This window comes from Fusibacter sp. 3D3, from assembly GCF_001748365.1.
In the GTDB taxonomy this organism is placed as follows: Bacteria; Bacillota; Clostridia; order Peptostreptococcales; family Acidaminobacteraceae; genus Fusibacter_A.
The window spans coordinates 133,748-160,383 of the sequence record NZ_BDHH01000001.1 but is presented as its reverse complement, the minus strand read 5'-3'; the positions used below and the strand labels follow the sequence as shown (position 1 = coordinate 160,383).

The following is a 26,636-nucleotide window of genomic DNA, read 5'->3' as shown; positions in this document are numbered from 1 at the left end:
AAAAGTGTCTAGATGAATAAATATTTGGGAGGTTTTTATGTTAGCACTTTTAGGTTTTTTAACCATCGTCGTTTTGTTAGCTTTGGTTATGACGAAAAAGGCATCACCAGTAGTGGCTTTGATTGTTGTACCTGTATTGGCAGCGATTATTGGAGGTTTTTCTGCTGATGTCGGTACGTTTATGACCGATGGTATCAAGTCGATTGCACCAACAGGGGTCATGTTTATTTTTGCAATCTTATTTTTTGGAATTTTAACAGATGCAGGTACTTTTAAACCCATCATCAACAAGATATTAAAACTGGTGGGTAAGGATCCTGTAAAAATTGCAATTGGGACAGCGATTCTAGCCATGCTTGTCCACTTAGATGGATCAGGTGCGGTGACGTTCTTAGTGACCATACCTGCGATGCTGCCGCTTTATGATGCACTTGGCATGAGACGGACGACGCTTGCGACCATTGTGGCGTTATCAGCTGGGACTATGAACATCTTACCTTGGGGAGGACCAACGTTAAGAGCTGCATCTGCACTTAATATTGATGTTATGATGCTCTTTAAACCTTTATTGTTGCCTGTGGCTTGTGGTTTGGTTTTCGTTATTTTTGTGGCTTATCTTCTAGGGAAACAAGAACGCAAACACATGAAAGAAGTTAATGGTGAAATTGAAGTTGGATTTGAAGTAGATGCTCAAAAATTAGCACTTGAAAGACCTAAATTATTCATTTTCAATATACTTTCTATCGTTGTGGCCATTGCGGTTTTGATTACAGGCAAATTGCCACCACACATTGTATTTATGTTGGCGTTTACAGTGGCACTCATCGTGAACTATCCTAACGTGAAAGATCAAAGAGATAGAGTTGATGCACATGCAAAGGAAGCCTTGATGATGGCCTCAATCCTATTTGCAGCGGGCACTTTTACAGGAATCTTAAAGGGTACTGGGATGATTACAGCGATGGCAACAGTTGCAGTATCTGCTATTCCAGAAGCATTAGGCGCAAGAATTCCACTACTCACAGGTATAATTGCTATGCCAGCCAGTTTGCTATTTGATCCAGATTCATTTTACTTTGGCGTTATGCCTGTGCTTTCATCGACGGCTGCTCAGTTTGGTGCGGACCCTATAAGCGTTGGTAGAGCGGCTATTTTAGGACAAATGACGACAGGATTCCCAGTGAGTCCACTTACAGGATCAACATTCCTTTTAATTGGATTAACAGGCATTGACCTAGGGGATCATCAAAAGAAGACGATTCCATATGCATTTTTAACAACACTGGTCATGCTTTTCGTTGCAATCATCACAGGGGTTATCGGGATATAACCCGAAGGAAGTGGTTACCACTTCCTAAAGCCTTGGGGTCATTTTCCCAAGGCTTGCAAGCCTTTAGGCTTGCAGTCGGGTTACGAAGGAAGCGAAGCGGACTGAGTATCTCTGTTAGTCAGACGGAAAGTCCAAGGCTTGCAGTCGGGTTACGAAGGAAGCGAAGCGGACTGAGTATCCCCGTTAGTCAGACGGAAAGTCTAAGGCTTGCAGTCGGGTTACGAAGGAAGCGAAGCGGACTGAGTATCTTCTTTTAAACAGAATCAAGGAGGCGTAAAAATAGTGAAGAAAATAAGAATCGGCGGCGGCGCAGGCTATTCAGGCGATAGAGTTGAACCTTCTATTGAACTTTTAGAAAAAGGTCAATTAGATTATATTGCTTATGAATGCTTGGCTGAGAGAACCATTGCGATTGCTCAACAAATTAAGATGTCAGATCCTTCAAAGGGCTATGATGGTCTTTTGGAATATAGAATGGAAAGGGCATTACCTGTAGCATATAAGAACAAAGTTAAGATTATCACCAACATGGGCGCTGCAAATCCAATTGGTGCTTTAGAAGTGGTCAAAAGAATTGCAGAAGAAAAGAACCTTAAAGGGCTCAAGATCGCTGCAGTTATCGGAGATGATGTTATGGATCACTTAGACCGATATCAAGAGGCAGTGGTATGGGAGACGGGAAAACCGCTTAAAGAGCTTGATGGCACTGTGATATCGGCAAATGCTTATTTAGGAATAGCGGGTATTTTAAAAGCTTTAGAGCAAGGTGCAGACGTGGTTATCACTGGAAGGGTATCCGACCCAGCACTCTACCTTGCACCACTTGTGCATGAATTTGGTTGGAATCTTGAAGATTTTGAAAAAATGGGTAAAGGTACACTTGTGGGACATTTGCTAGAATGCGGTGCTCAAGTTACAGGGGGGTATTATGCTGACCCTGGTAAAAAAGATGTTTTTGAACCTTGGAATATTGGTTTTCCAATTGCAGAAGTAGATGAACTTGGAGATGTAACGATTTCTAAACTCGAAGGTACGGGTGGCATGGTGACCGTGGATACTTGTAAAGAGCAGATGATTTATGAGATTCACGATCCAGAAAATTATTTTACACCGGATTGTGTTGCAGATTTTTCACAAGTTTCTATTCAAGAAATTGCGCCAGATTTAGTTGCCGTTAAAGGCGGTAAAGGCAAGGCAAAGACAGACACATACAAAGTCAGCTTAGGCTATAAAGACTGTTTTATAGGTGAAGGCGAAATGAGTTATGGCGGCCCTAACTGTGTAGCGCGTGCTGAACTCGCACTTGAAATTGTGAAAAAAAGACTCGAAATGACGGCGGTTCAATACGATGAAATCAGATTTGATATCATCGGTATAAATGCTTTATTTGCAGGACCTGTTTCAAATGCGCCATCAAGTCCAAATGAAGTTAGGCTAAGAGTTGCTGCAAGAACAAAGACAAAAGGAGAGGCTGAGAGAGTGGCGAATGAAGTGGAGACCCTCTATACCAATGGCCCTGCTGGTGGCGGTGGTGCGACTAAAAAAGTATCCGAGGTTGTTTCAGTCGCTTCTATCTTGGTACCAAAGAAAGACATCGCTGTAGAGATCGTGCTCAAGGAGGTGATGTCATGAAACTTTGGGAGATTGCACATTCAAGAACAGGCGATAAAGGCAACATTTCTAACATTTCATTAATTGCATATGATGAAAAAGATTATGCGCTTATTAAAGAGAAGGTTACTGCAGAAGTGGTCAAAGCACATTTTAAGCATGTGGTTAAGGGTAAAGTGGTGCGTTATGAGCTTCCAAATATAGGTGCACTTAACTTTGTGATGTATGAAGCGCTTGGTGGTGGCGTTACAAGATCACTTGCCATAGATAAGCATGGCAAATGTTTGAGTTCTTCTATATTAGAGATAGAGATATAAATTAAAGATAGCGTTTTTAGCATCAGGGAATGATTTAAACCATAGTCAGTAAAGAAAAGGGCATTATTATAGAAAAGCACTCTCCGATACAGCATAAGGAGAGTGCTTTTTTGAGCATTTAGTTACTGTTGGAGTGGGAAAACCAGTTTATAAATCGAGCACATTACCCAAGTTGATTATAACTAATAAGCCGATGAATATGGACTGCCAAATAAGTGAGCTCTTCGTTTGGAATGTACTTGCCGTATACTTGTTGGATGTACTCTTTGATTTTAAAAGCACCATTCATGGCTTGAGGGTATAGATTTGCAATCTGTTCAAAGAGGGCGTCATCCTTATCATCGATCATTTGATCATCAAAATAGCGTTCTACAAAAAACTTAACATGTGTGATGAACCGTGTATAATGGACATTTTCCGTATCCAGATTGATGTTGAGCGTGTACCTTACTAAATTCACGATACTGCCGATCATCTTGGCATATTTCATACCGTCACGAGATTCGCTTTTTTCAGTTTGAGAGTTGACGATATGGAATGCAATGTTTGCCGCTTCCTCTTTTGGCAAGCGAATATCAAAAGTTTGATTCATAAGCTCAATGGCATAAAGACCAATTTCAAATTCCTCTGTATAATAATTTTTAATTTCCCAGTAGACTCTATTGGTGATGTTGATGTTTTTTCTGTAACGTTCAACTGCAAAATTCATATGGTCCATTAAGGTAAAGTAGATGCCTGAAATGAGTTTTGTGTTGAGCTTCTTTTCTGCGTGACTGACAATTTTCTGAGTTAAATCTATAAATTCAGGTGGCATGGCATCTAATAAATCCAGCAATTCTTTTGCTTTAAAATTATCCACAGGCATAAATATTTGATCTGCTTGGTGATCTGCTATGAGTGCGCCAATTTTTTGCCCGTATCCGATCCCTTTTCCAAAGAGCACAAATTCTTTGCCTTGGTCATCAACGCCTAAGACAACACTTGAATTCAAAACTTTCTTAATCTTAATCACTACATACCCCTTTCTGCTTGAAAGAAGAAGCGTTAATCCAAGTCGGCCCCGTTACTTTCAATGACTTTTTTATACCAATAGAAAGAATCTTTACGGCTTCGCTTTAGAGTGCCATCGCCATCATCATCTTGATCCACATAGATAAAACCGTATCTTTTAGACATCTGAGAAGTCCCTGCACTGATGATATCAATCGGCCCCCAGCTCGTATAGCCAAAGAGTTCAACGCCTTCGTCTATTGCGGCTTTCATTTGCTTAAAATGTGCACTAAAATACTTAATTCGGTACGGATCGTGAATAGACCCATCGGCTTCAACCACATCCTTGGCGCCAACGCCGTTTTCCACGATGATCATGGGCTTTTTATAGCGGTCATAGAGTTCAATCAGTGAAATTTTAATACCGAGTGGATCAATTTGCCATCCCCATTCAGAAGAGGGCAGATAGGGGTTTTTAACGCCCATAATGGTGTTGCCAGACGCTTTTTCAAGTTCTGGATCCACAGACTCTGTAAGGGACATATAATAGCTAAAGGACAGGTAGTCGACAGTATTTTCTTTTAAAATGGCTTTGTCCTCAGGTGCCATAACGATTTGAATGCCTTTGCGCTCAAACCATTTTTCAATCATGACAGGGTATTCGCCAAAGATCTGAACATCCGCATAAAAATAATTGTGAAGGTTTTTCTTGAGCGTGGCTTCCACATCCAGAGGATTACAGGTGTTCGGATAAGTGGTCAATTTAGTGAGCATACAGCCCACTTGGCTACCGGGAATCATTTCATGACAGTCTTTAGTCACTAGAGCAGATGCCACAAACTGGTGATGAAGCGCTTGATAAATAGCCTGTTCTTCATTGCCGCCGTCACATAATTCGGGAATGATTCCCGCTGTGATAAAGGGATGTCTGTCTATGCTGTCGATTTCGTTGAAGGTAAGCCAGTATTTGACCAAATCTTTATAGGCATTAAAGCAAACCTTACAAAATCTAACAAAGTGATCCATGACTTTACGCGCCACCCAGCCGTTGTATTTCATACTGAGTGCTAGCGGCATCTCATAATGCGAAAGGGTGACAATGGGTTCAATATGAAGGCGTTTCATTTCAGTGAGCAAATCTCTATAATACTTTACACCAGCAACGTTGGGTTCAGTTTCCTCACCCGTTGGGAAAAGCCGTGTCCATGCGATTGAAATCCGAAGGACTTTAAAACCCATCTCGGCAAATAGAGCCAAGTCTTCTTTGTAGTATTCGTAGAAATTAACCCCTCTGCGCTTGGGATATTTCTTAATGTCATCATCTTGCATGGCATTTTCAATGAGCGCTTTTGAGATTTCTAAATGACCTTTATAGTCATCTACACTTACTTTTGAGCGATACATTGCCACATCGGCCACGGACATGCCCTTACCATCGGCATTCCATGCCCCTTCTACTTGATTGGCAGCAAGCGCGCCACCCCATAGAAAATTTTCTGGAAATTTAGGATTCATAAATTACACTCCTCTTGTGATCATATCTATTTTATCATATCATGCCAGAGCAATCGTCATAATATGATCTGTTGGATTGACGGTGTCTTTTGATTTTATATCCAATTTATAAACTTCTTGATTCGTTACAACAGCAATGGTTACAGGATCAAATCCAGCTTCTTTAATTTTCTCAAGGTCAAATTTTAAAAGAAGATCACCTTTTTTAACCCTATCGCCTACTTTGACTTTAGATTCGAAATATTGGCCTTTAAGTCTAACCGTATCAATGCCCACGTGAAATAAAATTTCTGCGCCGTTATCCGCTTTTAAGCCAATGGCATGTTGAGTATCCAAAACCGTTTCGATTCTACCGTCAAGAGGTGCGTATAACTCACCTTTATGAGGCATCACAGCGATGCCATCTCCAACGACTTTTGAAGAAAAAATGTCATCGTTGACTTTTGAAAGTGAAATCATTTGACCAATAATTGGACTGTTAAAGAGGACGTCTTCGATCGTTTTAGCGCTTACAGTATCCTCTTCTTTGCCGAGCACAAATGAGCTGATAAAAGCAACAACAAAGGAGATAATCATACCAATAACAGCGTGAACAAAGTTTTTTGGTGCTGTTTCAGAAATAAACATGGACATACTTGCAAGACCAGGCCCTACAAGAACAAATGATTCTACAGCAGTGATGCCGATATATGCGCCTCCGATAAAGGACCCAGCAATAACGCTGCCTAAAACTTTTTTATTTAGGAGTGTAATACCGTAGAGTGCGGGTTCAGTGATGCCAAAGAGTGCAGAGATACCAGCAGAAATGGCGACAGATTTTTTTGTTTTGTCTTTTGTTCTAATGGCAACAGCGAAACAAGCGCCACTTTCTGAGATGTTGTGAGCAAGTGAAGCCGGTAAATAGAGAATTTCTTTGCCCAGTTCACCCATAGTGGTTACAGCATATGGAATCATAGCTTTATGCATACCTGTTGCAACCATGAAAGGTAAGACTGCGGCAAGAAGTGCAGTTGCAATCCAACCTACTTTAGCAAACAAGAAGAGAATAATGTGTGTAAAGCCTTGTCCAAGATTAAATCCTAAAGGGCCTAAAAAGAGTAGAGTCAATGGGACTGTAACCAGTAGAGACATCATAGGGACAAAGAAAATTCGAATGGGTTTTGGAGATACTTTAGTAAAGAATTTTTCTGCAAATGAATACAAGATGATTGCAAGGATTGCAGGCAAAACTTGATAGGGATATGAAATGTTTTGAAGTGTGATCCCAAAGAGCACAGCACCTTCACCCAAGGTAGATAGCATCTTAGGTAAGAGCAATGCACCTGCGGCAGAAATGGCCACGAGATAATTGACTTTGAGTTTATTTGCTGTTGTGGCAGCGACCAAAATAGGTAAAAAATAAAGAGGCGCATCTCCAATAAAGGAGAGGAGCATATAGGTTTGACCTGTGGCATCCATGATGCCAAGCAAAGATAAGAGCAGTAATAGAGATTTTAATATACCACCACCAGCAATTGCGGGCACTAATGGCTGAAAAATACCAACAATAAAATCTAATATATAAGCACCCGGTTTGAGCTTTTCTCCAGATGCTTTAGACGTATTTGATGCAGAAAGCGAATGACCTACCAAGTTCATGATTTCGTCATAGACTTCTACAACTTCATTGCCAACGACCACTTGGCATTGACCGGTCATTTTAACAGCAATAACACCGTCGATTTTTTCGAGCATTTTCACATTGGCTTTAGAGGTATCTAGCAGTGAAAATCTAAGTCTTGTGGAACAATGCTCTAAATGAGCAATGTTAGCCTTTCCACCAATGTTTTCAAGTATTTCTTTTGCAGTACTTTTGTAATTCATAGTCTTTCCCCCTTCAATTTTTTAAACAAAAAAAGGACCTAAACCAATAAATGATATTCATCATTCATCGATTAGATCCTGCCTGCTCAACCAGTCACATGTCTAATAGTACTTGTTTTATGTTTAATTTACGTCCATTATATAATCGAAAGAGATCCATGTCAAGGCAAAATGTTTTGAAATGTAAACAAAAATTAGTATAGCGCTATAACGCTATAACGGCTCATCTGCACAGAGATAACGTCCCAGATGTGTAGAGCATTAGAACTAGTTTTTAAACCTGTAAGAGCATTGAATTGACGGGAGGGACCTTTGATTGATATAATCGTAGAAGGGTATTTTATGAATAGGGCATTTAGGACAAATAAGGACGGTTTAGAGAATGACAACGATGCTACGTGAGAAGAGGGGGCTGTTTTATGAATGAGATCAAAGTAAAACGCAGTTTGAGAAAATCCATTTTGATGATTTTTGTATTTGTGATTGTATTATCACAGGTGATTGTAGGAACAGGAACAGCTCTAAAGGTGAAATCGATGTTCATGGAAAAACAAAAGGACTCGGTCAATAATCTTGGAAAGCAAATTGGTATTTCAGTTGAAAACTATCTTAAAGGTTACGAGACTATTATCAGAGCACTGGCAGATCAACCCATTGCGAAAGAGATGATGTCCTCACCAACAGCAGAGCGGGATTTATTAAAGATACTGGAAACTTATGTGGATGCCAATCCGGATATTTTATTTATTTACTTAGGCACAGAAGACAACCGGACAATCATGAGACCTGATGGTGATCTTGGCGCAGACTATGATCCGAGAACTAGGGATTGGTATATCGCAGCGAAAGCGGCGGGGAAATTTATGTGGACAGATCCTTATTTTGACGATACGGTGGACAAAATGATGGTAACGGCATGTCAACCTATTTACGATAATAGCAATAAGTTTATAGGCGTTGTGGCGGCAGATATTGCGCTGAGCACTCTAAATGAACAGACCAAAAATATCAAAATCGGTGATAAGGGATACCCTATTATTATCGCATCGAATAATATTATTATGACACACCAAGCTGTCGAAAAAATAGGAACAGAACTTGTGACTACCGAAATCAAGGAATCTTTAAAGGATCTGAATAGCACTGGAGTTGAATATAGTTATGATGAAAATGGCGTTCAAAAGAAAAAATATGCTGCCATTTATAGGCTTAAGGATGTAAACTGGTCCGTAGTGTCGACACTTTATTATGACGAAATTCAAGCTGATATTTTGATGATTATATTGCTTATTATAATTGTATCTGTGGTGGCAATTGTCATTGCAATTGTCATTATTATATTTTTCACCTCTAAAATCAATAAAAATATTAAAAAATTAATCCAGTCAATGCAGAAAGCCAGAACGGGAGATTTGGGATCACTTTCTAAAGTGACTTCTAAGGATGAAATGGGTATTTTGAGCCAATATTTCGACGAAACACTAGAAGATTTAGGAAAACTGGTTCAAAATATTCAAAATGTTTCAGGACATTTGACCATTTCTTCTCAAAGTCTTGCGGCTACAAGTGAAGAGGTCAGTGCCTCTGCTGATGAAGTGGCTAAAACCGTCGAAGATATCGCCAAAGGGGCGCAAGACCAGGCGAGAGATGCTGAGAACAGTGCAACGATTGCCAGATCTTTATCTGAGAAATTTGAAGAGCTGAACAAGTACACTGCGGATATGGTTAAATCGGCACAAAAAACAGGTGAGGCTTATGATGATGGCGTTGCTTCAGTAAATGAACTTGGAAAGCGCAATAACGATTCGATTAATGCAAATAATGATATTGAAAAGGTGATTTTGCAATTAAATGAGAGAACCATTGAAATCGGCGCGATTCTAGACTCAATTTCTGCGATATCTGTTCAGACCAATTTATTAGCACTTAACGCTTCAATAGAAGCGGCACGTGCAGGAGAACACGGTAGAGGGTTCGCAGTTGTTGCAGAAGAAATCCGAAAACTGGCAGAACAATCTGCAAATGCTGCAGATCAAGTTAAGGGCATCGTACTCAATATACAGGCAGATGGTTCGAAATCTGTTGAGAGCATGACTTCTTTAAAAGCTATTTCAACAAAACAAAATGATGCCGTTGTGAAAGTAATTGATGCCTTTGAGACGATTAGACAAGCTTATGAATTGATCAACCACAACATTAAGGCGATTGGCACTTCTGTCGATGGTGTCAATGAAGACAAAGAACAAATCGTCAACAGCATCGAAAATATTTCAGCAGTTTCAGAAGAAACTGCGGCTGCTTCTGAAGAGGTTACGGCATCCATGGATCAACAGACCTTTGCAGTTGAAGAGGTGGCGAAAGCAGCTCAAGAGTTAAATCAAATTTCGATTGAACTCAACCAAGAAATTAGCAAATTTAAAATGTAACAGGGATGGTTAGGGTGTCAAATCCAAAAGTTGAGCAACCCTCTACCCTATGATGTCGTTTACGAGAAGCACGCGATACAGCATAGGGTAGAGGGTTAATGCAAAACTGACTTTTGACACCCTAACCATGGATTGGACTTCTAAAAGAACAGCAAGTATTGGATTTGCTGTTCTTTTTTATCGTGGTTCAATAGGGTTTATAGCATTGAAATATAAAAGGAAGTGAGTTACAATAGACTTAAATGTTATAAAAAATTAATATTTGTAATAGAGGGAAACTATGAAATTTAAAAGTATTAGGGGTAGATTAACATTTTATATTGTAATTGTTATTTTAATAGTGACTTCATTGAGAATAGGGATGATCTATTTTGTAAAAAGTCAGAATATGATCGCAGAGATGACTAATAATATAAATGCCTTGGTAGATATCGGCTCAAGTGCAGTCAAAAGACCTCTTTGGGATTTTGATATTGGCAACATTGAAGATATTGCAGGGACTTTGATATTAGATATAAATGTTGCAGAGGTTGCCATTAAAGATCAAAATGGAACGGTGATTGTTCAAAAGACAAAGCTTTATGCAGAGCAAACAAAAACCTTTCTGAGCCGTTCAAGACAAATCTTTTTCAATGATCAATATATTGGGGATATCACGATATCTTTCACAGATCAGTTTTACAAACAGCAAAAGTATGAGGCTATTTTGTATGAAATTTTTCTGGGCTTTTTAGAAATCTCGGTTTTGGGATGGATTGTGTTATGGCTTTCTTCAATGATTACCAAACCACTATTAAATTTGGCTCAAGTTGCGGATAATATAGCGAGCGGAAATCTGGATAATCAGTTGAGGATCAATACTACAGATGAAATAGGAACACTGGAAAACACAATATTGAGTATGCAAAATCAGCTCAAAGCTCATATCAATGAGATTGAATTGAATCATGATGAGATTCAAGCACTCTATGAAGAAACAACGGCTATGAATGAGGAACTTGAAAATTTGGTCAGTACATTAGACCAGAACTATCAAGAGACGATCATGGCACTTGCCAATGCCATAGAAGCAAGTGATTCTTATACAAGAGGGCACTGTGATCGCGTTCAAAAATATGCAATACTCATTGCGGACAAAATAGGTATGAGCGTGCGTGATAAAAGAAATCTGCATATGGCAGCGATTCTTCACGATATTGGTAAGATTGGCGTTCCTATGGAAATTTTAAACAAAGAGACGCCATTAACTGCAGATGAGTTTGATTATATTAAGCGTCACAGCGATATCGGTTATCAGATTATGAAAGATATTGAGTTTTTATCAGAAAGTGCTCAAATCGTCCTTCAACACCACGAACGTTATGATGGCAAGGGCTATAATAATGGCGTATCTGGAGAGTCTATTTTACTATCTGCACGCATTATTGGCATAGCGGATGCCTATGATGCAATGACCAGTTCAAGAGCATATCGAAAAACACCCCTAACGCGTCAACAGGCTATCGATGAAATCATCCTAGGAAAAGGGACTCAATTTGACAGCAAGCTCGTCGAAGCTTTTTTGGAGGTGCTCACTTTTGAACAATAGAAAGCACTTAAACGTAGCGCCTAATATGCTCCTCATAATTTTGAGCTTGATGACGATCGTCATAGGGTTATGGCTGAACACAGCAGAAGAGGTTGCTCATACTATAATTCCCATAAAAACGATTCAATATAGTTTAGCGGATAAAGTGGAGTTTGAGCCTAATCTGGATCATTATACCATTGTAACGGGAGATTATGAACCGTATGTTTATACAGAAAATGGCGAGACTAAAGGTTTCGAATATGAGATCATGGTTAAGATCTTAGAGGAGATGGAAGTTGATTATGAAGTGCAGATTATGTCATGGTCAAGAGGGGTATACGCTTTAAACTCAGGGAGTGCTTTTGGCATATTCCCCTATTTTAAAACGGCAGAAAGAGAAGAACAGTATTTTTTCTCAGATAGCCTGATTGATGCGACCAACAGAAAACTGTATTTCTATTATTATCAAAAGGAGGATGCACCCTTTGAACTCAACAGTGATGAAGATTTAAAACAATATAAAGTCGGAGCCATATACGGCTATTATTATACCCAGATATATGATGAACTCGGGCTTGAATATGACCTGTCTATAGATGAACTCGAGTGCTTTAGAAAGCTAAAAGAGGGTAGAATTCAAACGGTACCGATAGATCCCGTAGTGGCCTCAGCCCTTATAAACAGATATTTTTCAGAAGATATGAACGCCTTTAAAAGAAGTGAATTTTCGTTTTCTGAGCCTTCGTATGGCGATCATCTGATGATTAATAAAGCAGATCCAAGAGCAGAATCTTTTGTTGTTCGGTTCAATCAAGCCTTCCATAAATTGAAATCTTCAGGCCAATTGGATTCATATTATGATAAAAATTGACCTTAAAATCTAACAAATTGTAAATAATGTTTTAATTTTTAATTTATCTATACTAATTTACTCGGAATTATAATATAATGTCATTAATGGAGGTGATTATAATGTATATTGCTACAAATGATGAGACTTGCGTAAAAATTCAAGAAGTTTTAGCAGCTCAAGCAGATAAGCCACAAAACATCAGAATCTTTATTGCTGGGATGGGATGCAGTGGTCCAAGTTTTGGTCTTGGTTTAGATAATCAAAATGAAGGTGATTTAGTTGAAGAAATCAGCGGCATTAACTTTGTTCTTGAGAAATCTGTATTTGATTCAGTTGGAGAAGTCAAAGTAGAGTGGGTAGGAAATGGTTATTCAGTTCAACCCGTTAACGTTCAACCTTCTGCTTGTGGTTCATGCTCAAGCTGTGGTTAAATAATAGCATTGACTTATAAACGACTCAGATGAGTCGTTTTGTTCACAAAAAATTAACCCCCTGCTTAGGGGGTTTTTCTTTTTATGTGATCTGACTTAAGGTATAATAAGAGAGAAGAACAATTCTATTTTACGGAGGCGTGTTATGATTTTTAAAGTAAATCAAGACACCTGTGAAAGGATTCAAGAGGTTTTGAAAAAACAGGCGGATAAACCTCAAGCAGTAAGAATCTATATTGCAGGTATGGGCTGAGGTGGCCCCACATTTGGTCTAGGTTTAGACCAAGCAACAGAAGAAGATTTAAAAGAAACGGTTCATGGGGTTACTTTTATCATAGAGAAGTACTTATATGAATCCATGGGTGAAATTTCTGTGAGCTGGAATGGGTATAGCTACTCTGTCTATGCGACAGGAATAGGGGCATCGAATTGTGGTTAAATGCAAAGTGAATTAAAAACAGGTTTATCTATCGCATTAAAACGCGATAAATGAACCTGTTTTTTTAATTGAGAGATGCACTAACTTTTGACACTCAAACTTTCTATCAATATGAAAATTTAGTAATACTGGCTTGCATATCTTCTGCTAAATGAGCCAATGCATCACATGCATCTGCGATCTCTGCAAGTGATGCCGTTTGTTGTTCTACAGAAGCAGAAGCTTGCTGAGTGCTGGCAGCGTTTTCTTCTGAAATAGCAGACAGGTTATTGATAATACCGATGATCTCATCTTTCTTGATGGAAATTCCTTTGGATGAATGGTCTAAATTGAGAATAACGGCACGCATTTTTTCAATGGCAATGGAGATCCCTTCAAATTTGGATTTGGTATCATTGACCCCTATGTTTTGTTCTTCTACACTTACCTTGACCGTTTGGACTGTATTAACTGCCTGCGTAATCATTTCAGTCAATTGCCCTATAATCGCTGAAATCTCCTTTGTAAAAGCATTTGATTGTTCAGCGAGGTGTCTGATCTCATCTGCGACAACAGCAAAGCCACGCCCGCTCTCGCCCGCTCTTGCAGCTTCAATAGCAGCATTGAGTGCCAATAGATTCGTCTGCCCCGCAATATTTTCAATCATACTGCTGGCTTGATCAATCTTGGTAGCACTTTCATGGGTTAACTTGATAATACTTTCAATCGATAAGGTTGCGTGTTTAGTTTCTTCAGCTTTTAAGAGAAGTGCATTTACAGTAATCGTACCTTCTTCCTTCAATTGATTGACGACTCTTGCAGCTTCATTGAGTTCATGCATCTGTGTAAAGTCTTTTTCAAGAAGTATGCCCATATCGTTTATATTGAGAGCGCCTTTTTCGGTTTCCATAGCTTGATCTGTAGCACCAAGCGCAATTTCTTCTATGGTTTTGGAAATTTCGCTCGCCGTATCGGCAGAGAGTTGACTTGTGGAGGAGAGTTCCTCAGAAGATGCTGCTACTTGCTGTGAGGCGGTGGACACTTCTTTTATCAGATGGACTAAATTGCTCTGCATTTCAATCAAGGCATTGGCAATTTGACCGATTTCATCTGTTCTTTTCTTGAGATGGTGCACCTTATGGTTTTCATCTAGGCTAAGTCGATAATGTGCGAACTCAGTAATGAGAACGGACAGTGTTACAATAGGCGTTGCAATGCTTTTCCCAAGCATATAGGATGCCACGATGCCCAAAACGATGAATAGTGCACCTATGAGCACTAGAAACAGTGTTAGCGTATCGACACCAGACAAGACGCTATCTCTAAGTGTACCAATTCCCAAGATCCAATCCGTTCCTGGAATGGTTGTAATGGCAGTAAGACGATGACTTCCACTGAGCTCGTAGTTGGCCATACCGTAGGGAGATTCTCCTAGTTTTTTAAGGGCTTCTCCAAAGGGCTTAAGATCACCATTGGAATCAATTTCAGCAAAGGCATTGCGCTGATCTGTTACAAAGTCTAGGTTTGGATGGGCATAAATCGTTGAATCTGGTCCCAGAATAAAGGCATAACCCGTCTCACCAAATTTGATGCCATTTGTAAATTCTGATAGAGAGACCCCATCTCTGCGGCCAATTAGAGCACCGACTATTTTTTCTTTATCCATAATTGGAACGGCTTCCATAACCACAAGACCGCCAGTGACTTTACTGACTAAGACTTTAGAGATCGTAGGGACACCAGAAAGCGCTGATTTTACATAATCTCGATCTGCAAGGCTCGTCGTTTCATCGCTTAATATATAATGGGCTTCGCCGTTTGGTGTGACAACAGCCATATCTAGATAACCGAGGCGCTCTATTTCATCTTTTATCTCGTTTTTTTGAATGCTAAAGAGCATCGGTTGAACGTTATCGCGCATTGCAAGTTCTACAAGGGATGTCAATCGAAGATCCATATTTGTTTTTAAATGTGCCGCACTCTCTTTGGCGTATTCAAGCATTGCTTTTTCAACTTCTGTGACAACGGCATGCTTGCTCTTGGTAATGGCAATACCGCTAATGCCTAGGACCATTACTAGGACAAGCAGCATTGCATTTAAAATTATTTTTGCTGATAAGTTTAATTTCATTATAATCTCCCCGAAAAAATTAGTTTACAGCTATATGAGTCAAATCCATTCGAACTTCGCGTAAGCGCCCCACGCAACGCGTTCTCATCGCATCATTAAATGCATACCTATATTATAACGCTTATTCGAGACTGTAGTGGATAAAAGAAAGTACTTTTAGATAAAAAACCGTACTAAATTGAAATATATTGAATTTATGATAGAATTGTAATTAGCTAGGATTTTAGAAATATAGAGACACCCAGGAGAATCTGAAAATGCAGAGGATAAAAAACATGAAAGCATGCTTACGGGCTCATGCGGAAGATAACGCCTATATCGTGGAAACTTTAAAAAGAAAATACGGCAACATTGATATATATGATCGTAAAAAGGACATCAACTATATCAGATTTCCTTATGATTATTTTGTGGATTTAAAGTTTTTTTTAGGGCGTCAAAATGCACCCGCTGTCCGCACTTTGCTGGTAGTGATTTATGAGATACCCTTAAAAAAAATTGTCGGCAAGTCTGACTTAAGAGAATTTAAAAATGCGTTGATTGTTTTTATGACACTCTTTCTCAATGTGATGATTGAAGTGTATGGCAATAGAGAGAATCAAATCGTTAATTTTAGCAATGTAATTGCAAAGATAGAAGATAATGATGGCTGTGAAGTGTTAAAAACATTAGTTCTAGATGAGATGGCAGAGATGATCAGAAACCAAAATGAAATTAAATCATCCGTGAGACATGGTATTTTAGTGCAAGAGGCATTGACGATCATACAGCGGCAATTCAGAAGGAAAATAAGTTTAAAATCTTTGGCCCAAGAACTATCGATCTCAGAAAGCTACCTTTCAAGATGTCTCAAGCAGGAAACGGGGAAGACGCTATCAGAGCATGTTCTCAAGCTTAGGATTGATGAAGCAAGACAGCTTCTAATAAAAACAGATGCATCTGTGTATGATATCTCAATCGCTGTTGGATTTAACTATCAAAATCACTTTGCATCTGTTTTTAAAAAATATGCGGGCATAGCGCCTTTAGAATATAGAAATCGTCATCATCAGTAAAGCAATGCATTCTAAGTCGCTTATGAGAAGGCATTGTGTTATTTTAATTTTTTAAAAGTGTAAATTGCGGAACTGTATGGATTTACACCAACGACATGTTTTGCCACATCTGGAATGACAAGTGGATTATGAAGTAGACCACTTTCATTGAAGATTTGTTTAATTTCGACATCGGTGGTCTTGTAAGTGACATCCAGTTCAAGTTCGCAGCACATAGATCTAAGAACATCGGAGATAGACAGTTTGAAAATTTCGTAATGTGCATTGTGAACGATCAACAGGCAATCATAAGCCATCTCATTATCCACATGGATGGTATACACGATTGCATTGTGTCCAGGACCTTCTATATCTACAAAGTGAATATTATTTTTGATCTGCTCAGTATCTTTTAATCTGAAACAGCCGTAGGTTTTTCTGAGCTCAATAAGATCCTTTACATAGAGAAAAAAAGCGTAGTGATTTTTTTTATCCTGCCAGTTGATGCCGTTTATTGAAAGCGGTGCATTATACGAATTATGATTGCCTTTTTTACTCCTTAGGAACTCATTCCCAGCATGAAAAAAGGGAATCCCCTGAGACAACATCATAATGTTAAAACAGAGTTTGTTCATCTTAATCCAGTCTTCATAAGCGTTTCCGGACATGGATTTGGAAATTTTATCGAATATGATTAAATTATCGTGCGCATTAAAGTAGTTCACGGTTTCGCAGGGATTCATGGCAAAGCCAATATAAGCTTGATCATAGGGAACAGAACCCAAAATACCGACTTTGACCCCATGCTCCGCATCTTTGTTGCCTTGAATGAAACCATGACCAGTACCATCGTTATCACCTTTAATTGCGTTTCTAAAATCATCGTTAAAAAGTGAAAAACATTGGTTGCACTGAACCCCCTTATAAACACGCTTGATATCGGGAAGTAGTGACAGGCCTCCGGTCCAAGGTTCACCGTAAATCATGATTTCAGGATTTATTTTTTTAAGTTCGCTAATCGCAATTTTAATCGTATCAATATCAATCAGCGCCATGAGATCAAATCTGAACCCATCCACTTTGTATTCTCTTACCCAATAGCATAAGGAGTCTATGATAAATTTTCTTGCCATGGGTCTTTCAGACGCGAATTCATTGCCACACCCAGAGCCATTGGAAAATATGCCGTCGTCAGTGACGCGATAATAATAGTTCGGAACAAGAGCGTTAAAATTGGATTGTGCCCCTCTAAAAGTATGGTTATAGACCACATCTAAAATGACCTTTAACCCCTTTTCATGGAGGGCTTGAATCGCTAGTTTAAGTTCTTTAACGCGAGTTACAGGGTCGTTAGGGTTTGTTGCATAGCTGCCTTCAGGGATGTTAAAATGTTCGGGATCATAACCCCAGTTGTATTCATCTGGGGCATTTGAGAGTTCATCCACCGATAAATAATCATTTATAGGCATGAGATGTACATGTGTAATCCCAAGATCCACAAGATGATCTAGTCCAGTGACGTAACCGTCTAGTTGACTTCCTTTTTCAGTAAGTCCTAAAAACTTGCCTTTATGCTGAACACCAGAGCTTTGATCGCCCGTAAAATCTTTTATATGCAGTTCATATAAAATGGCATCGCAGTTTTGGTTACCGCGTGGAATAGCATGATGCGCGAAATTCTCGGGGTCTGTTTGCTTTAAATCAATAACAGCTGTTCTCAAACTGTTGGCGCATGCTGAAACGCCGTAGGGGTCTGTGACTTCAAGTTCGTGTTCAATAATATAAGTGTAAAAGTTCCCATGCAAATCACCAGGTATCTTCACTGTATGAACGCCATCCTCTAACTTGGTCATAGTATACAAGGTTCTATTAAGTGCATTAGGATGATCGTAAAGGGCCACCTCTATATGATTGCGTGTAGGAGCCCAAACATTAAATTCGGTTTCGGCCGAGGCATATTGATACCCCAGTTTTCGTCCTGTTACTGGATATTCCATAGAATCACCTTCATTTAGTTTATTATAATTTAAAGTCTAAGGGTTTGCGGTTGACATTCCATATGCCTGAAGCATACTTGTCAATGGTATAATCTGCCGAAAATGCGCCGGAGCAGGCAATATTGGTAAGTGACATTTTCATCCAGTGTGGTTTATTGCGATAGTAGAGTCCAATGCGTTCTTGCGCATCGCGATACGCTTCAAAATCTTTTAAAATAAAGTACTCATCATTGAATCTCAATAGGCGATCGACAATTGGAATGAATTCATCTCTAGGCACGGGTAAAAAATGATTCACCAATTGATCGATGACTTTTTTAAGAGCAGGGTCCGTATTGTATACTTCAAAAGCATTATAGTTACCGTTTTTGTAGTAGTTGTAGACATCTTCATCACGCAGGCCAAAAATGACGATATTGTTTTCACCGACTTCTTTCATGATCTCGATATTGGCACCATCAAGCGTGGCAAGCGTTATTGCCCCATTCATCATGAATTTCATGTTACCTGTGCCTGAGGCTTCTTTGGATGCTGTTGAAATCTGCTCGCTGATATCTGCAGCAGGGATCATTCTGCCTGCCAGAGAGACACCGTAATTGGGCAAGAAGACAACTTTGAGTTTATTCTTGATGGTTTTATCGTTGTTGATTACATTGCCGACGGTGTTTATGAGTTTAATGATTTGTTTCGCCACATAATAGCTTGGAGCTGATTTGCCTGCAAAGATGAAGGTTCTTGGAGGCATATCTAAATTTGGATTCTCTTTAAGTTGGTTATAGAGATGCATTACATGAAGTATGTTCATATGTTGTCTTTTATACTCATGAATTCTCTTCGCTTGCATGTCGAATATAGAGTAGGGATCCACGGCGATATCCAATTTTTCTTTAATAAATTTAGTGAGGTTTTCCTTGTTTTGATGTTTGATATCGTAGAGCTTATCTAAAAAGGCTTTATCATCTCTATGTTTTAACAAGTCTCTCAGGACAATCGGATTCTTTTTAAAGCCATCACCAATAGTTTCTTCAATTAAGTCTGTAAGTTTAGGATTGGCATTGAGAAGCCAATGGCGATGCATAATGCCGTTGGTTTTGTTGTTAAATTTCGTCGGATAAATGTTGTTAAAATCTTTCAGCTCTCTTGTTTTTAGAATTTCTGTGTGAAGTTTCGCCACGCCGTTTACACTATGTGAACCAACGATGGCAAGATGTGCCATTTTAACAATGCCGTCATTAATAATAGCCATTTGGTTTATTTTATACTCATCTGTATACTGATAGATATTTCTAAGTGAATCCACAAAGCGATGGTTGATCTCTTCTATGACCATGGTCACACGAGGTAATAAATCTTTCATCATGTATAGGGGCCATTTTTCCAGTGCTTCGGCCATAATGGTATGGTTGGTGTAAGAAATACAGTTGGTTGTGATCCGCCATGCTGTATCCCAGTCTATAGATTCCTCATCTATGAGGATTCTCATGAGTTCTGGGACGGCAAGTGCGGGATGCGTATCGTTAATATGAATTGCAACCCGATTGCTGAATTCTGTGATTGGCAATTTTAATTTTTTAAAAGAAGTAAAAATGCTTTGAATGCCTGCAGATACAAAGAAATATTCTTGTTTGAGCCTGAGGAGTTTGCCTTCGTCGTAGGCATCGTTAGGGTATAGAATTTGTGTGATGATTTCCACGGAGTGCTTCTTCTCAAAAGCACTTAAATAATTACCCCTAGAGAAATATTCAAAGTTGAAAATATCTTCGATTTCTTCTGCGGACCACAATCGCAAGGTGTTTACGGTGTTATTTCCATAACCTAAAATAGGCGTATCATAGGGAACCGCTCTCACGGCATCATAACCCGTGTGCTTAAAACAGAGTTTGTCTTCTTCCATGTAGGTTTCAACGTGTCCGTTAAATTTCACCTCGACGGCTTTGTTAGGGCGTTTGTATTCCCAAACGTTGTTGTTGACAAGCCATCTATCTGGGAATTCTACTTGGTTGCCATCGATGATTTTTTGCTCAAAGAGACCGTTTTTATAACGAATACCGCAACCGTGTCCAGGAATAGAAATCGAACTCATCGCGTCTAAAAAGCACGCCGCTAGCCTGCCGAGGCCTCCATTCCCAAGACCTTGATCCATTTCCACTTCTATGAGATCCTCTAAATCAATGCCTAATGCCTTTAAACCCGTTCGGGTGACATCATAAATGCCGAGATAGTGTAGATTGTTTGCTAAAAATTTCCCCGTCAAGAATTCCATTGAAAAATAGTAGACTTGCTTAACTTCATCGGCACGATAGGTGGCATTGGTATTTGCCCACAAACTGCCTATATAGTCTTTGATCATTTGACCAAGCGCATTATATCGTTCAAGCGAGGAAGTATCTTCAATCTGTCTTGCTGTTGTGGCCTTTATAGCCGCCATGTAATCCATTTTAAAGTTATCTTCTGTAAGTTTCATTTTCTCACCCCATAAATTTAAATTATGAATGCCTTATACCCAATATTTTATAATATATCTCAAGGTATTCTTTAGATGAGGTTTTCCAGCTATGATCTGCAGACATAGCGTGTTTCATCATCAAATGCCAATTGGACTTATCCTTATAGTGTTGGAGCGCTTCTTTTATGGTGAATAAGAATTCATGTGCATTATAATTGACAAAGCAAAAACCATTGCCTTCGCCCGTAAACTTGTTATAAGGAATTACGGTATCTTTTAAGCCTCCAATTTGACGCACTACAGGAATAGAACCGTATCGCAGGGCTATAAGTTGACTGAGGCCACAGGGTTCAAAGAGTGACGGCATCAGAAATAAATCGGTGCCTGCATAGATTGCATGAGACTCATATTGATCAAAGTAAATACGCGCAGATAGCTTGTGTGGATAGCGATATTGATAGTATTTAAACAGATCTTCATATTTTTTCTCGCCAGTACCTAGGACGACTAATTGGATGTCCTCTTGCAAGAGTTCTTCTAAAATATGGTCCACTAAATCAAGCCCTTTCATATCTACTAATCTTGAAACAATTGCAATCATAGGAATGTTAGGATCAACAGGAAGCCCAAATTTTATTTGGAGATGCATTTTGAGTTCGTTTTTTCTTTTGAGAGAACGTTTATCAAAATGAATGACGATATTGGGATCTGTACTGGGATTATAAACCTCGTAATCAATCCCATTGACAATGCCAGTCAATTTATGTTGATACTTCTGGATAATGCCATCCAGATTTTCACCAAAGTAGGGATAGGTTATTTCCTGCGCGTAACTCTTAGACACTGTAGTGATGTGATCGGCATATACAATACCGCCTTTTAAAAGGTTGATGCCATCATAGAATTTTAACGCATCTTCATGAAAGTATTCTTGTGGCAAGTTGAGCATGTCCCCAAGTACAAAGGGATCAAAGACACCTTGATATCTTAAGTTGTGAATTGTAAAAACCGTTTTGATATGATCGTAAAAGGGATCATGCTTTTTATAATAATCAAGCAAGACGTTGACCGCAGCCGTATGCCAGTCATGCGTGTGTATGATGTCGGGTTTAATATCCATCAGTTTTAATGCCGCTAAGACTGCTTTGGAAAAATAGATATAGCGCTCTGCATCATCCCCATCGCCATAGAGCATGTGTCTTTTGAAATAGAATTCATTGTCTATAAAGTAATAGGTCACGCTGTCATAATGCATCTTAAAGATGCCGACGTATTGGTGACGCCATCCCAGCGTGACTTCGGTTTCGCCGACAAATGACATTTCCTTTCTGAATTCAGTACTGATTTTAGCGTGAAGCGGCAAGAAAACGTCCACGGTAACATCTGTAGAACAAAGTGCTTTGGGCAATGACCCAGCGACGTCAGCGAGTCCCCCTGTTTTAGCAAAGGGGGCAGCTTCAGAAGCCACGAAGATAACTTTCATTTAGAGGACCTCCTTATCAATAGAGGCTTTTTTGCCTGCCATATAAGGATTATTGGGTTCACCAATTAATGTGACACCTGCACCGATCTTGGCACGCTTATCGAGAATGACATGATTCAGATGAGCATTCTTTTGAATATCAGCCTTTTGCATGATGATTGAGTTTTTGACGATGGCGCCTTTTTCGATTTTGACACCACGGAAAATGATGGAATTTTCAACATAGCCATCAATTTGGCAACCATTTGCGATAAAAGAGTTTTTAACTTTTGCGTGTGACTTATAATACGTGGAGGGCTCATCTTTAACTTTTGTGAAGATTTGTCCGTGTTTAAAAAAGAGATCATTGGATACTTCAGAATCCAAAATTGCAAAATTTGCATCCGCATAATTTTTAATGTTGTTGATACAGGAGACATGTCCATCAAATTGATAGGTGCTTACACTGTATTTATGGAGATTATTGAAAAGTGCTTGTTTTAAAAAATTTGCTGACCCTTTTTCAATGGCATCAAACAAGATGTCAAAGTAGATCTCTTTTTTTATAAAATACATCTCAAGAGATAAATTGAATTTTTTGTTCTTCCCAAGATTTGTACCCACACTTTCAAAGTGCCCCTTTTGATCAAGATGAATCATATCACAGCCGATATAAGCCTGATTGATATCTTCAACAGGCTTGTAGATCATACAAATATCTGCCCCCGATTCCACAAATTCTTCATAGGCCTCATTGAGATCGATATTGGCCAACATATAAGTTTTGGATAAAAACAAATGCTCTTGCTTAGCATATTTAATAAAAGAATTGTTTTGATAAAATAAGTCGAGGTCCCCTACGCGTTTATAAGTGGCAGTATAATCATAAGTAGGTGTGAATAAAAACAGGCCGTTTATTTTACGGTCGAGATCCCAAGAACTTCCTGACCCTAGATGATCCATGACAGAGCGCACTTTATTCCCTGTAAAAATGCCAATACCTGTAATGCCACTGTTAACCATGTTGGATAGAATGAAGTCGATCACACGATATCTGCCAGCGAAGGGGAGCATTGAAGTGGGTCTGCTTTGGCACAATACGCCAAAATTATTATCTATTTCACTTAAATTTACAATTCCTAAACAGTTTTTCATGTTGTCACCTCTTTCTAAGATTCGATAATTTTATTTTTGGAAACAAGATAGACGATTGTATCGTCTTTTGTGCCTATTTTAGTGCCCGATTTAACGATGACGTTTTCCATGACAACAGCATTATAAACTTCAGCACCCTCCTCAATGACAGCACCTGACAAGATAACACTATTGACAATTTTAGCGTTTTTACCAACCCTAATTTCGTTAAAAAGGATCGTATTATATAAGCTGCCTTCTATGCGACAACCTTCATTTATGAGTGAGTTCACAACAGAGGCGTCTTTGGAGATATAATGAGGTGGCAAATGTCTATTTTTAGAATATATTTTCCAATCGCGATCGTAGAGGTCTAACGTATTGCTTTCAGCCAAGAGATCCATGTTAGATTCCCAGTAGCTTTTAATGGTGCCCACATCTTTCCAGTATCCTTCAAATTGATAAGCAAAAAGTTTTTTACCATCGTTCATCATTTTAGGGATGATATCATGTCCGAAGTCATTGCTTGAATTAGAGTCTTTTTCATCCGCAACCAAATATTTTCTAAGTGCCTTCCAGTCGAAAATATAAATACCCATTGAAGCTAGGTTGGATTTGGGTTTTTTGGGTTTTTCTTCAAATTCTATGACGGACATATCTGGATTGACATGCATGAGCCCAAAGCGCGAAGCTTCATCCCAAGGCACTTCCACAACCGAAATGGTAACATCCGCTTTTTTTTCTTGGTGATATTCGAGCATCACGGAGTAATCCATTTTGTAGATATGGTCTCCTGAGAGAATGAGTACAAATTCAGGGCTGAGTTCATCGATAAAGGAAATATTTTCATAGATAGCATTGGCAGTGCCTTTATACCAACGGCCACCTTGTTCATTGGTGTAAGGGGGCAGTACTCTGACGCCACCAGTTCTTCTATCTAAATCCCATGAACTACCGATGCCTATGTGAGAATTTAACTGATAAGGTTTATACTGTGTTAAAATACCCACATCAAATATGCCTGAATTGGAACAATTGCTGAGCGGAAAATCGATAATCCGATATTTGCCACCAAAGGGAACTGCAGGTTTAGCGACTTCTTTTGTCAACAGTTTTAGTCTTGATCCTTGACCACCTGCAAGGAGCATTGCAATCATTTTGCCTTCTTTCATAAGTTAGTCCTCCTTTAATTTAAAATATAAGCCACCATAAGGGGGGAGTGTGATTCTCAGTGCGTGGAATCGGTGATGCATAAGTTCTTCTTTAGAAGTGTACGTTTTGGAACTGTTAGAGGCCGTACCACCATATTTAGCAGAAGCAGAGTTTAAAATGACTTCATATTGCCCAGGAATGGTAACGCCAACAGGATAATTTTTACGTTCAATTGGCGTAAAGTTGAGGACGATGACTAATCGTTCCCCTTGTCTGTTAACACGCTCAAAGGAAATAATACTCTCGTTTGAATTATCAGCTTCAATCCAGTCATAGCCGTCATAACTGGTATCCAGTTCGTAAAAGCAATTATTATGACGATAGGTCCAGTTGAGGTCTTTCACGAAATGTTTTAATTTTTGATGCAACTCATAATCAAGCAGGTGAAAATCAAGTGCTTGCCATTCATTCCATTCTATAAATTGACCAAATTCACCTCCCATAAAGAGCAATTTCTTACCAGGATGTGCCATCATATAGGTATAGAGCAATCTTAACCCCGCGAATTTTTCTTCATAGCTACCCGGCATTTTGTTGAGCAGAGATTTTTTACCATGAACAACTTCATCGTGGCTCAGAGGTAAGACGAAGTTTTCTGAAAAGGCATAAGTGAGTGAAAAAGTCAGTGCCTTGTGGAATCCTTTTCTAAAGACCGGATCAAGCTTCATATATTCAAGGATATCGTTCATCCAGCCCATATTCCATTTGTAATTGAAGCCTAAACCGCCATCTGAAATAGGGCGTGAAACCATAGGCCATGAAGTGGATTCTTCTGCCATCATCAAGGTGTTTGGGAAGTATTGAAATACAATTTGATTCATTTTTTTGATAAAGTCAAGGGCTTCTAAATTTTCAACGCCTCCATATTTGTTTTTGAGAAGTTGTCCCCCGAAGTTGAGGTAGAGCATATAGGCAACTGCATCAATTCGGATGCCATCCACATGGTAAAATTCATGCCAGTAGAATATATTCGAGATTAGAAAGGTATTTACTTCAGGTTTGCTGTAATCAAAGTTTACAGTGCCCCATTGATCATTGTGCGCACGCTCGTAATCACTGGATTCGAAGCATGAGCCCCCATCGAAGTGATAAAGTCCATGCGCATCCTTGCAAAAGTGTCCTGGAACCCAGTCTAAAATGACGCCAATATCGTTTTGATGACATTGGTCAATGAAGAACATGAGGTCTTTAGGCGTTCCATATCTGGAAGTTGGGGCAAAGTAACCCGTTAGCTGATATCCCCAAGAACCATCATACGGATGTTCCATAATAGGCATGAGTTCAATATGTGTGTACCCCATCTCTTTAACATAGGGGATTAATTCGTGTGCGAGGTCTTGGTAAGCGTATTGTTTGCCATCGTGTTTTTGACGCCAAGATAAAAAATTGACTTCATAAATGTTCAGAGGACCGTGATAATGATCTACTTGGTCGCGGTTACTGAGCCAAGCGTCATCATGCCATTGATAACCGGACAGATCATAGTATTTAGAAGCAGTCTTTGGGCGTTCTTCAGCATGGAATGCATAGGGATCTGCCTTGTAGTGAATGCTGTGATCAGGACCAATGATATGGTATTTATAACTGTCAAAAGGTTGAACGTTTACCACACAGATTTGCCATAGACCACTTTTTTGGATGCGTTGCATAGGGTGTCTAGATGTATCCCAATCGTTGAAATCGCCTATGAGATTCACTTGATGCGCGTTAGGTGCCCAGACGACGAAACGCACGGCACTTACATCAAATCGATTGATGGCATGTGCACCTAAGAATTCGTAGCTTTTGTAAAATGTGCCTTCGTGAAAAAGATGGACATCTAATTCACCCTCATTCAAATAAAAAAAACCTTTTTCTTGAATGTATTGATTGATTTCATGTGGCTGCATTTGATCA

18 protein-coding genes are annotated in these 26,636 nt (G+C 39.2%); 8 read left to right on the top strand and 10 right to left on the bottom strand.

Annotation, left to right across the window (positions count from 1 at the left end; translation table 11 throughout):
- Positions 1-37: 37 nt before the first annotated feature.
- The 3 genes from F3D3_RS00680 to F3D3_RS00670 all read left to right on the top strand — a co-directional run bounded on the left by F3D3_RS00680 (position 38) and on the right by F3D3_RS00670 (position 3,258).
- Positions 38-1,330: a CitMHS family transporter gene (locus tag F3D3_RS00680; protein ID WP_069870217.1), complete on the top strand. Its 1,293-nt coding sequence runs from the start codon at positions 38-40 to the stop codon at positions 1,328-1,330.
- Between the two features lie 282 nt (positions 1,331-1,612).
- Positions 1,613-2,962, top strand: a complete 1,350-nt coding sequence (locus tag F3D3_RS00675) for an acyclic terpene utilization AtuA family protein (RefSeq protein ID WP_069870215.1) — start codon at positions 1,613-1,615, stop codon at positions 2,960-2,962.
- A complete protein-coding gene (locus F3D3_RS00670) occupies positions 2,959-3,258 on the top strand; it encodes a hypothetical protein (RefSeq protein WP_069870213.1) in 300 nt (99 codons plus the stop codon). Before F3D3_RS00675 ends, F3D3_RS00670 begins: the two co-directional genes overlap by 4 nt.
- Positions 3,259-3,421: 163 nt before the next feature.
- On the opposite strand, the gene F3D3_RS00665 is transcribed toward F3D3_RS00670, so the two are convergent.
- From F3D3_RS00665 to F3D3_RS00655, 3 genes are read right to left on the bottom strand one after another with little or no spacing between them, the layout of a single operon-like run.
- The gene (locus F3D3_RS00665) at positions 3,422-4,270 is read right to left on the bottom strand and encodes a PRD domain-containing protein (protein WP_069870211.1); all 849 of its coding nucleotides are present in this window, start codon (positions 4,268-4,270) and stop codon (positions 3,422-3,424) included.
- Between the two features lie 32 nt (positions 4,271-4,302).
- The gene (locus F3D3_RS00660) at positions 4,303-5,763 is read right to left on the bottom strand and encodes a glycoside hydrolase family 1 protein (RefSeq protein ID WP_069870209.1); all 1,461 of its coding nucleotides are present in this window, start codon (positions 5,761-5,763) and stop codon (positions 4,303-4,305) included.
- 39 nt (positions 5,764-5,802) lie between these two features.
- A complete protein-coding gene (locus F3D3_RS00655; RefSeq protein ID WP_069870207.1) occupies positions 5,803-7,626 on the bottom strand; it encodes a beta-glucoside-specific PTS transporter subunit IIABC in 1,824 nt (607 codons plus the stop codon).
- 419 nt (positions 7,627-8,045) lie between these two features.
- Between F3D3_RS00655 and F3D3_RS00650 the strand changes: the two genes are divergently transcribed.
- The 4 genes from F3D3_RS00650 to F3D3_RS00635 all read left to right on the top strand — a co-directional run bounded on the left by F3D3_RS00650 (position 8,046) and on the right by F3D3_RS00635 (position 12,906).
- Entirely contained in the window at positions 8,046-10,052 is a 2,007-nt protein-coding gene (locus tag F3D3_RS00650) for a methyl-accepting chemotaxis protein (RefSeq protein ID WP_069870205.1), read from the top strand.
- Positions 10,053-10,332: 280 nt separating this feature from the next.
- Positions 10,333-11,640 carry an HD-GYP domain-containing protein gene (locus F3D3_RS00645; protein ID WP_069870202.1) on the top strand — a complete coding sequence of 436 codons (1,308 nt, stop codon included), beginning with the start codon at positions 10,333-10,335 and terminating at the stop codon, positions 11,638-11,640.
- Positions 11,630-12,493 carry an ABC transporter substrate-binding protein gene (locus F3D3_RS00640; RefSeq protein WP_069870200.1) on the top strand — a complete coding sequence of 288 codons (864 nt, stop codon included), beginning with the start codon at positions 11,630-11,632 and terminating at the stop codon, positions 12,491-12,493. Before F3D3_RS00645 ends, F3D3_RS00640 begins: the two co-directional genes overlap by 11 nt.
- Positions 12,494-12,594: 101 nt before the next feature.
- Entirely contained in the window at positions 12,595-12,906 is a 312-nt protein-coding gene (locus F3D3_RS00635) for a hypothetical protein (protein ID WP_069870199.1), read from the top strand.
- Between the two features lie 545 nt (positions 12,907-13,451).
- Here F3D3_RS00635 and F3D3_RS00630 read toward each other — a convergent pair.
- Positions 13,452-15,455 (bottom strand): methyl-accepting chemotaxis protein, encoded by a 2,004-nt coding sequence (locus F3D3_RS00630; RefSeq protein ID WP_069870197.1) that lies wholly within the window; start codon positions 15,453-15,455, stop codon positions 13,452-13,454.
- Positions 15,456-15,712: 257 nt separating this feature from the next.
- Here F3D3_RS00630 and F3D3_RS00625 point away from each other — a divergent pair, with 257 nt between their 5' ends.
- Complete coding sequence (locus F3D3_RS00625) at positions 15,713-16,510, top strand: helix-turn-helix transcriptional regulator (RefSeq protein WP_069870195.1); 798 nt, start codon at positions 15,713-15,715, stop codon at positions 16,508-16,510.
- Between the two features lie 38 nt (positions 16,511-16,548).
- Here F3D3_RS00625 and pulA read toward each other — a convergent pair whose 3' ends face one another.
- The 6 genes from pulA to glgB are packed head-to-tail and all read right to left on the bottom strand — an operon-like array spanning position 16,549 to position 26,629.
- On the bottom strand, positions 16,549-18,486 hold the full coding sequence (gene pulA, locus F3D3_RS00620; protein WP_069870193.1) for a type I pullulanase: 1,938 nt from the start codon (positions 18,484-18,486) through the stop codon (positions 16,549-16,551).
- 22 nt (positions 18,487-18,508) lie between these two features.
- Positions 18,509-20,950, bottom strand: a complete 2,442-nt coding sequence (locus F3D3_RS00615) for a glycogen/starch/alpha-glucan phosphorylase (RefSeq protein WP_069870191.1) — start codon at positions 20,948-20,950, stop codon at positions 18,509-18,511.
- A gap of 22 nt (positions 20,951-20,972) precedes the next feature.
- Positions 20,973-22,415 (bottom strand): glycogen synthase GlgA, encoded by a 1,443-nt coding sequence (gene glgA / locus F3D3_RS00610; protein WP_069870189.1) that lies wholly within the window; start codon positions 22,413-22,415, stop codon positions 20,973-20,975.
- Positions 22,416-23,549, bottom strand: coding sequence for a glucose-1-phosphate adenylyltransferase subunit GlgD (glgD, locus tag F3D3_RS00605; protein ID WP_069870187.1), 1,134 nt, complete (start codon positions 23,547-23,549; stop codon positions 22,416-22,418).
- A 14-nt stretch (positions 23,550-23,563) separates the two neighbouring features.
- Positions 23,564-24,700, bottom strand: a complete 1,137-nt coding sequence (locus F3D3_RS00600) for a glucose-1-phosphate adenylyltransferase (RefSeq protein ID WP_069870185.1) — start codon at positions 24,698-24,700, stop codon at positions 23,564-23,566.
- A 3-nt stretch (positions 24,701-24,703) separates the two neighbouring features.
- On the bottom strand, positions 24,704-26,629 hold the full coding sequence (glgB, locus tag F3D3_RS00595; protein WP_084388732.1) for a 1,4-alpha-glucan branching protein GlgB: 1,926 nt from the start codon (positions 26,627-26,629) through the stop codon (positions 24,704-24,706).
- Positions 26,630-26,636: the final 7 nt, after the last annotated feature.

Coding starts and splice junctions, on each gene's coding strand:
- F3D3_RS00680 (WP_069870217.1), top strand. CDS start 38: ATGTTAGCACTTTTAGGTTTTTTAACCATCGTCGTTTTGTTAGCTTTG.
- F3D3_RS00670 (WP_069870213.1), top strand. CDS start 2,959: ATGAAACTTTGGGAGATTGCACATTCAAGAACAGGCGATAAAGGCAAC.
- F3D3_RS00660 (WP_069870209.1), bottom strand. CDS start 5,763: ATGAATCCTAAATTTCCAGAAAATTTTCTATGGGGTGGCGCGCTTGCT.
- F3D3_RS00655 (WP_069870207.1), bottom strand. CDS start 7,626: ATGAATTACAAAAGTACTGCAAAAGAAATACTTGAAAACATTGGTGGA.
- F3D3_RS00650 (WP_069870205.1), top strand. CDS start 8,046: ATGAATGAGATCAAAGTAAAACGCAGTTTGAGAAAATCCATTTTGATG.
- F3D3_RS00645 (WP_069870202.1), top strand. CDS start 10,333: ATGAAATTTAAAAGTATTAGGGGTAGATTAACATTTTATATTGTAATT.
- F3D3_RS00635 (WP_069870199.1), top strand. CDS start 12,595: ATGTATATTGCTACAAATGATGAGACTTGCGTAAAAATTCAAGAAGTT.
- F3D3_RS00630 (WP_069870197.1), bottom strand. CDS start 15,455: ATGAAATTAAACTTATCAGCAAAAATAATTTTAAATGCAATGCTGCTT.
- F3D3_RS00625 (WP_069870195.1), top strand. CDS start 15,713: ATGCAGAGGATAAAAAACATGAAAGCATGCTTACGGGCTCATGCGGAA.
- pulA (WP_069870193.1), bottom strand. CDS start 18,486: ATGGAATATCCAGTAACAGGACGAAAACTGGGGTATCAATATGCCTCG.
- F3D3_RS00615 (WP_069870191.1), bottom strand. CDS start 20,950: ATGAAACTTACAGAAGATAACTTTAAAATGGATTACATGGCGGCTATA.
- glgA (WP_069870189.1), bottom strand. CDS start 22,415: ATGAAAGTTATCTTCGTGGCTTCTGAAGCTGCCCCCTTTGCTAAAACA.
- glgD (WP_069870187.1), bottom strand. CDS start 23,549: ATGAAAAACTGTTTAGGAATTGTAAATTTAAGTGAAATAGATAATAAT.
- F3D3_RS00600 (WP_069870185.1), bottom strand. CDS start 24,700: ATGAAAGAAGGCAAAATGATTGCAATGCTCCTTGCAGGTGGTCAAGGA.
- glgB (WP_084388732.1), bottom strand. CDS start 26,629: ATGCAGCCACATGAAATCAATCAATACATTCAAGAAAAAGGTTTTTTT.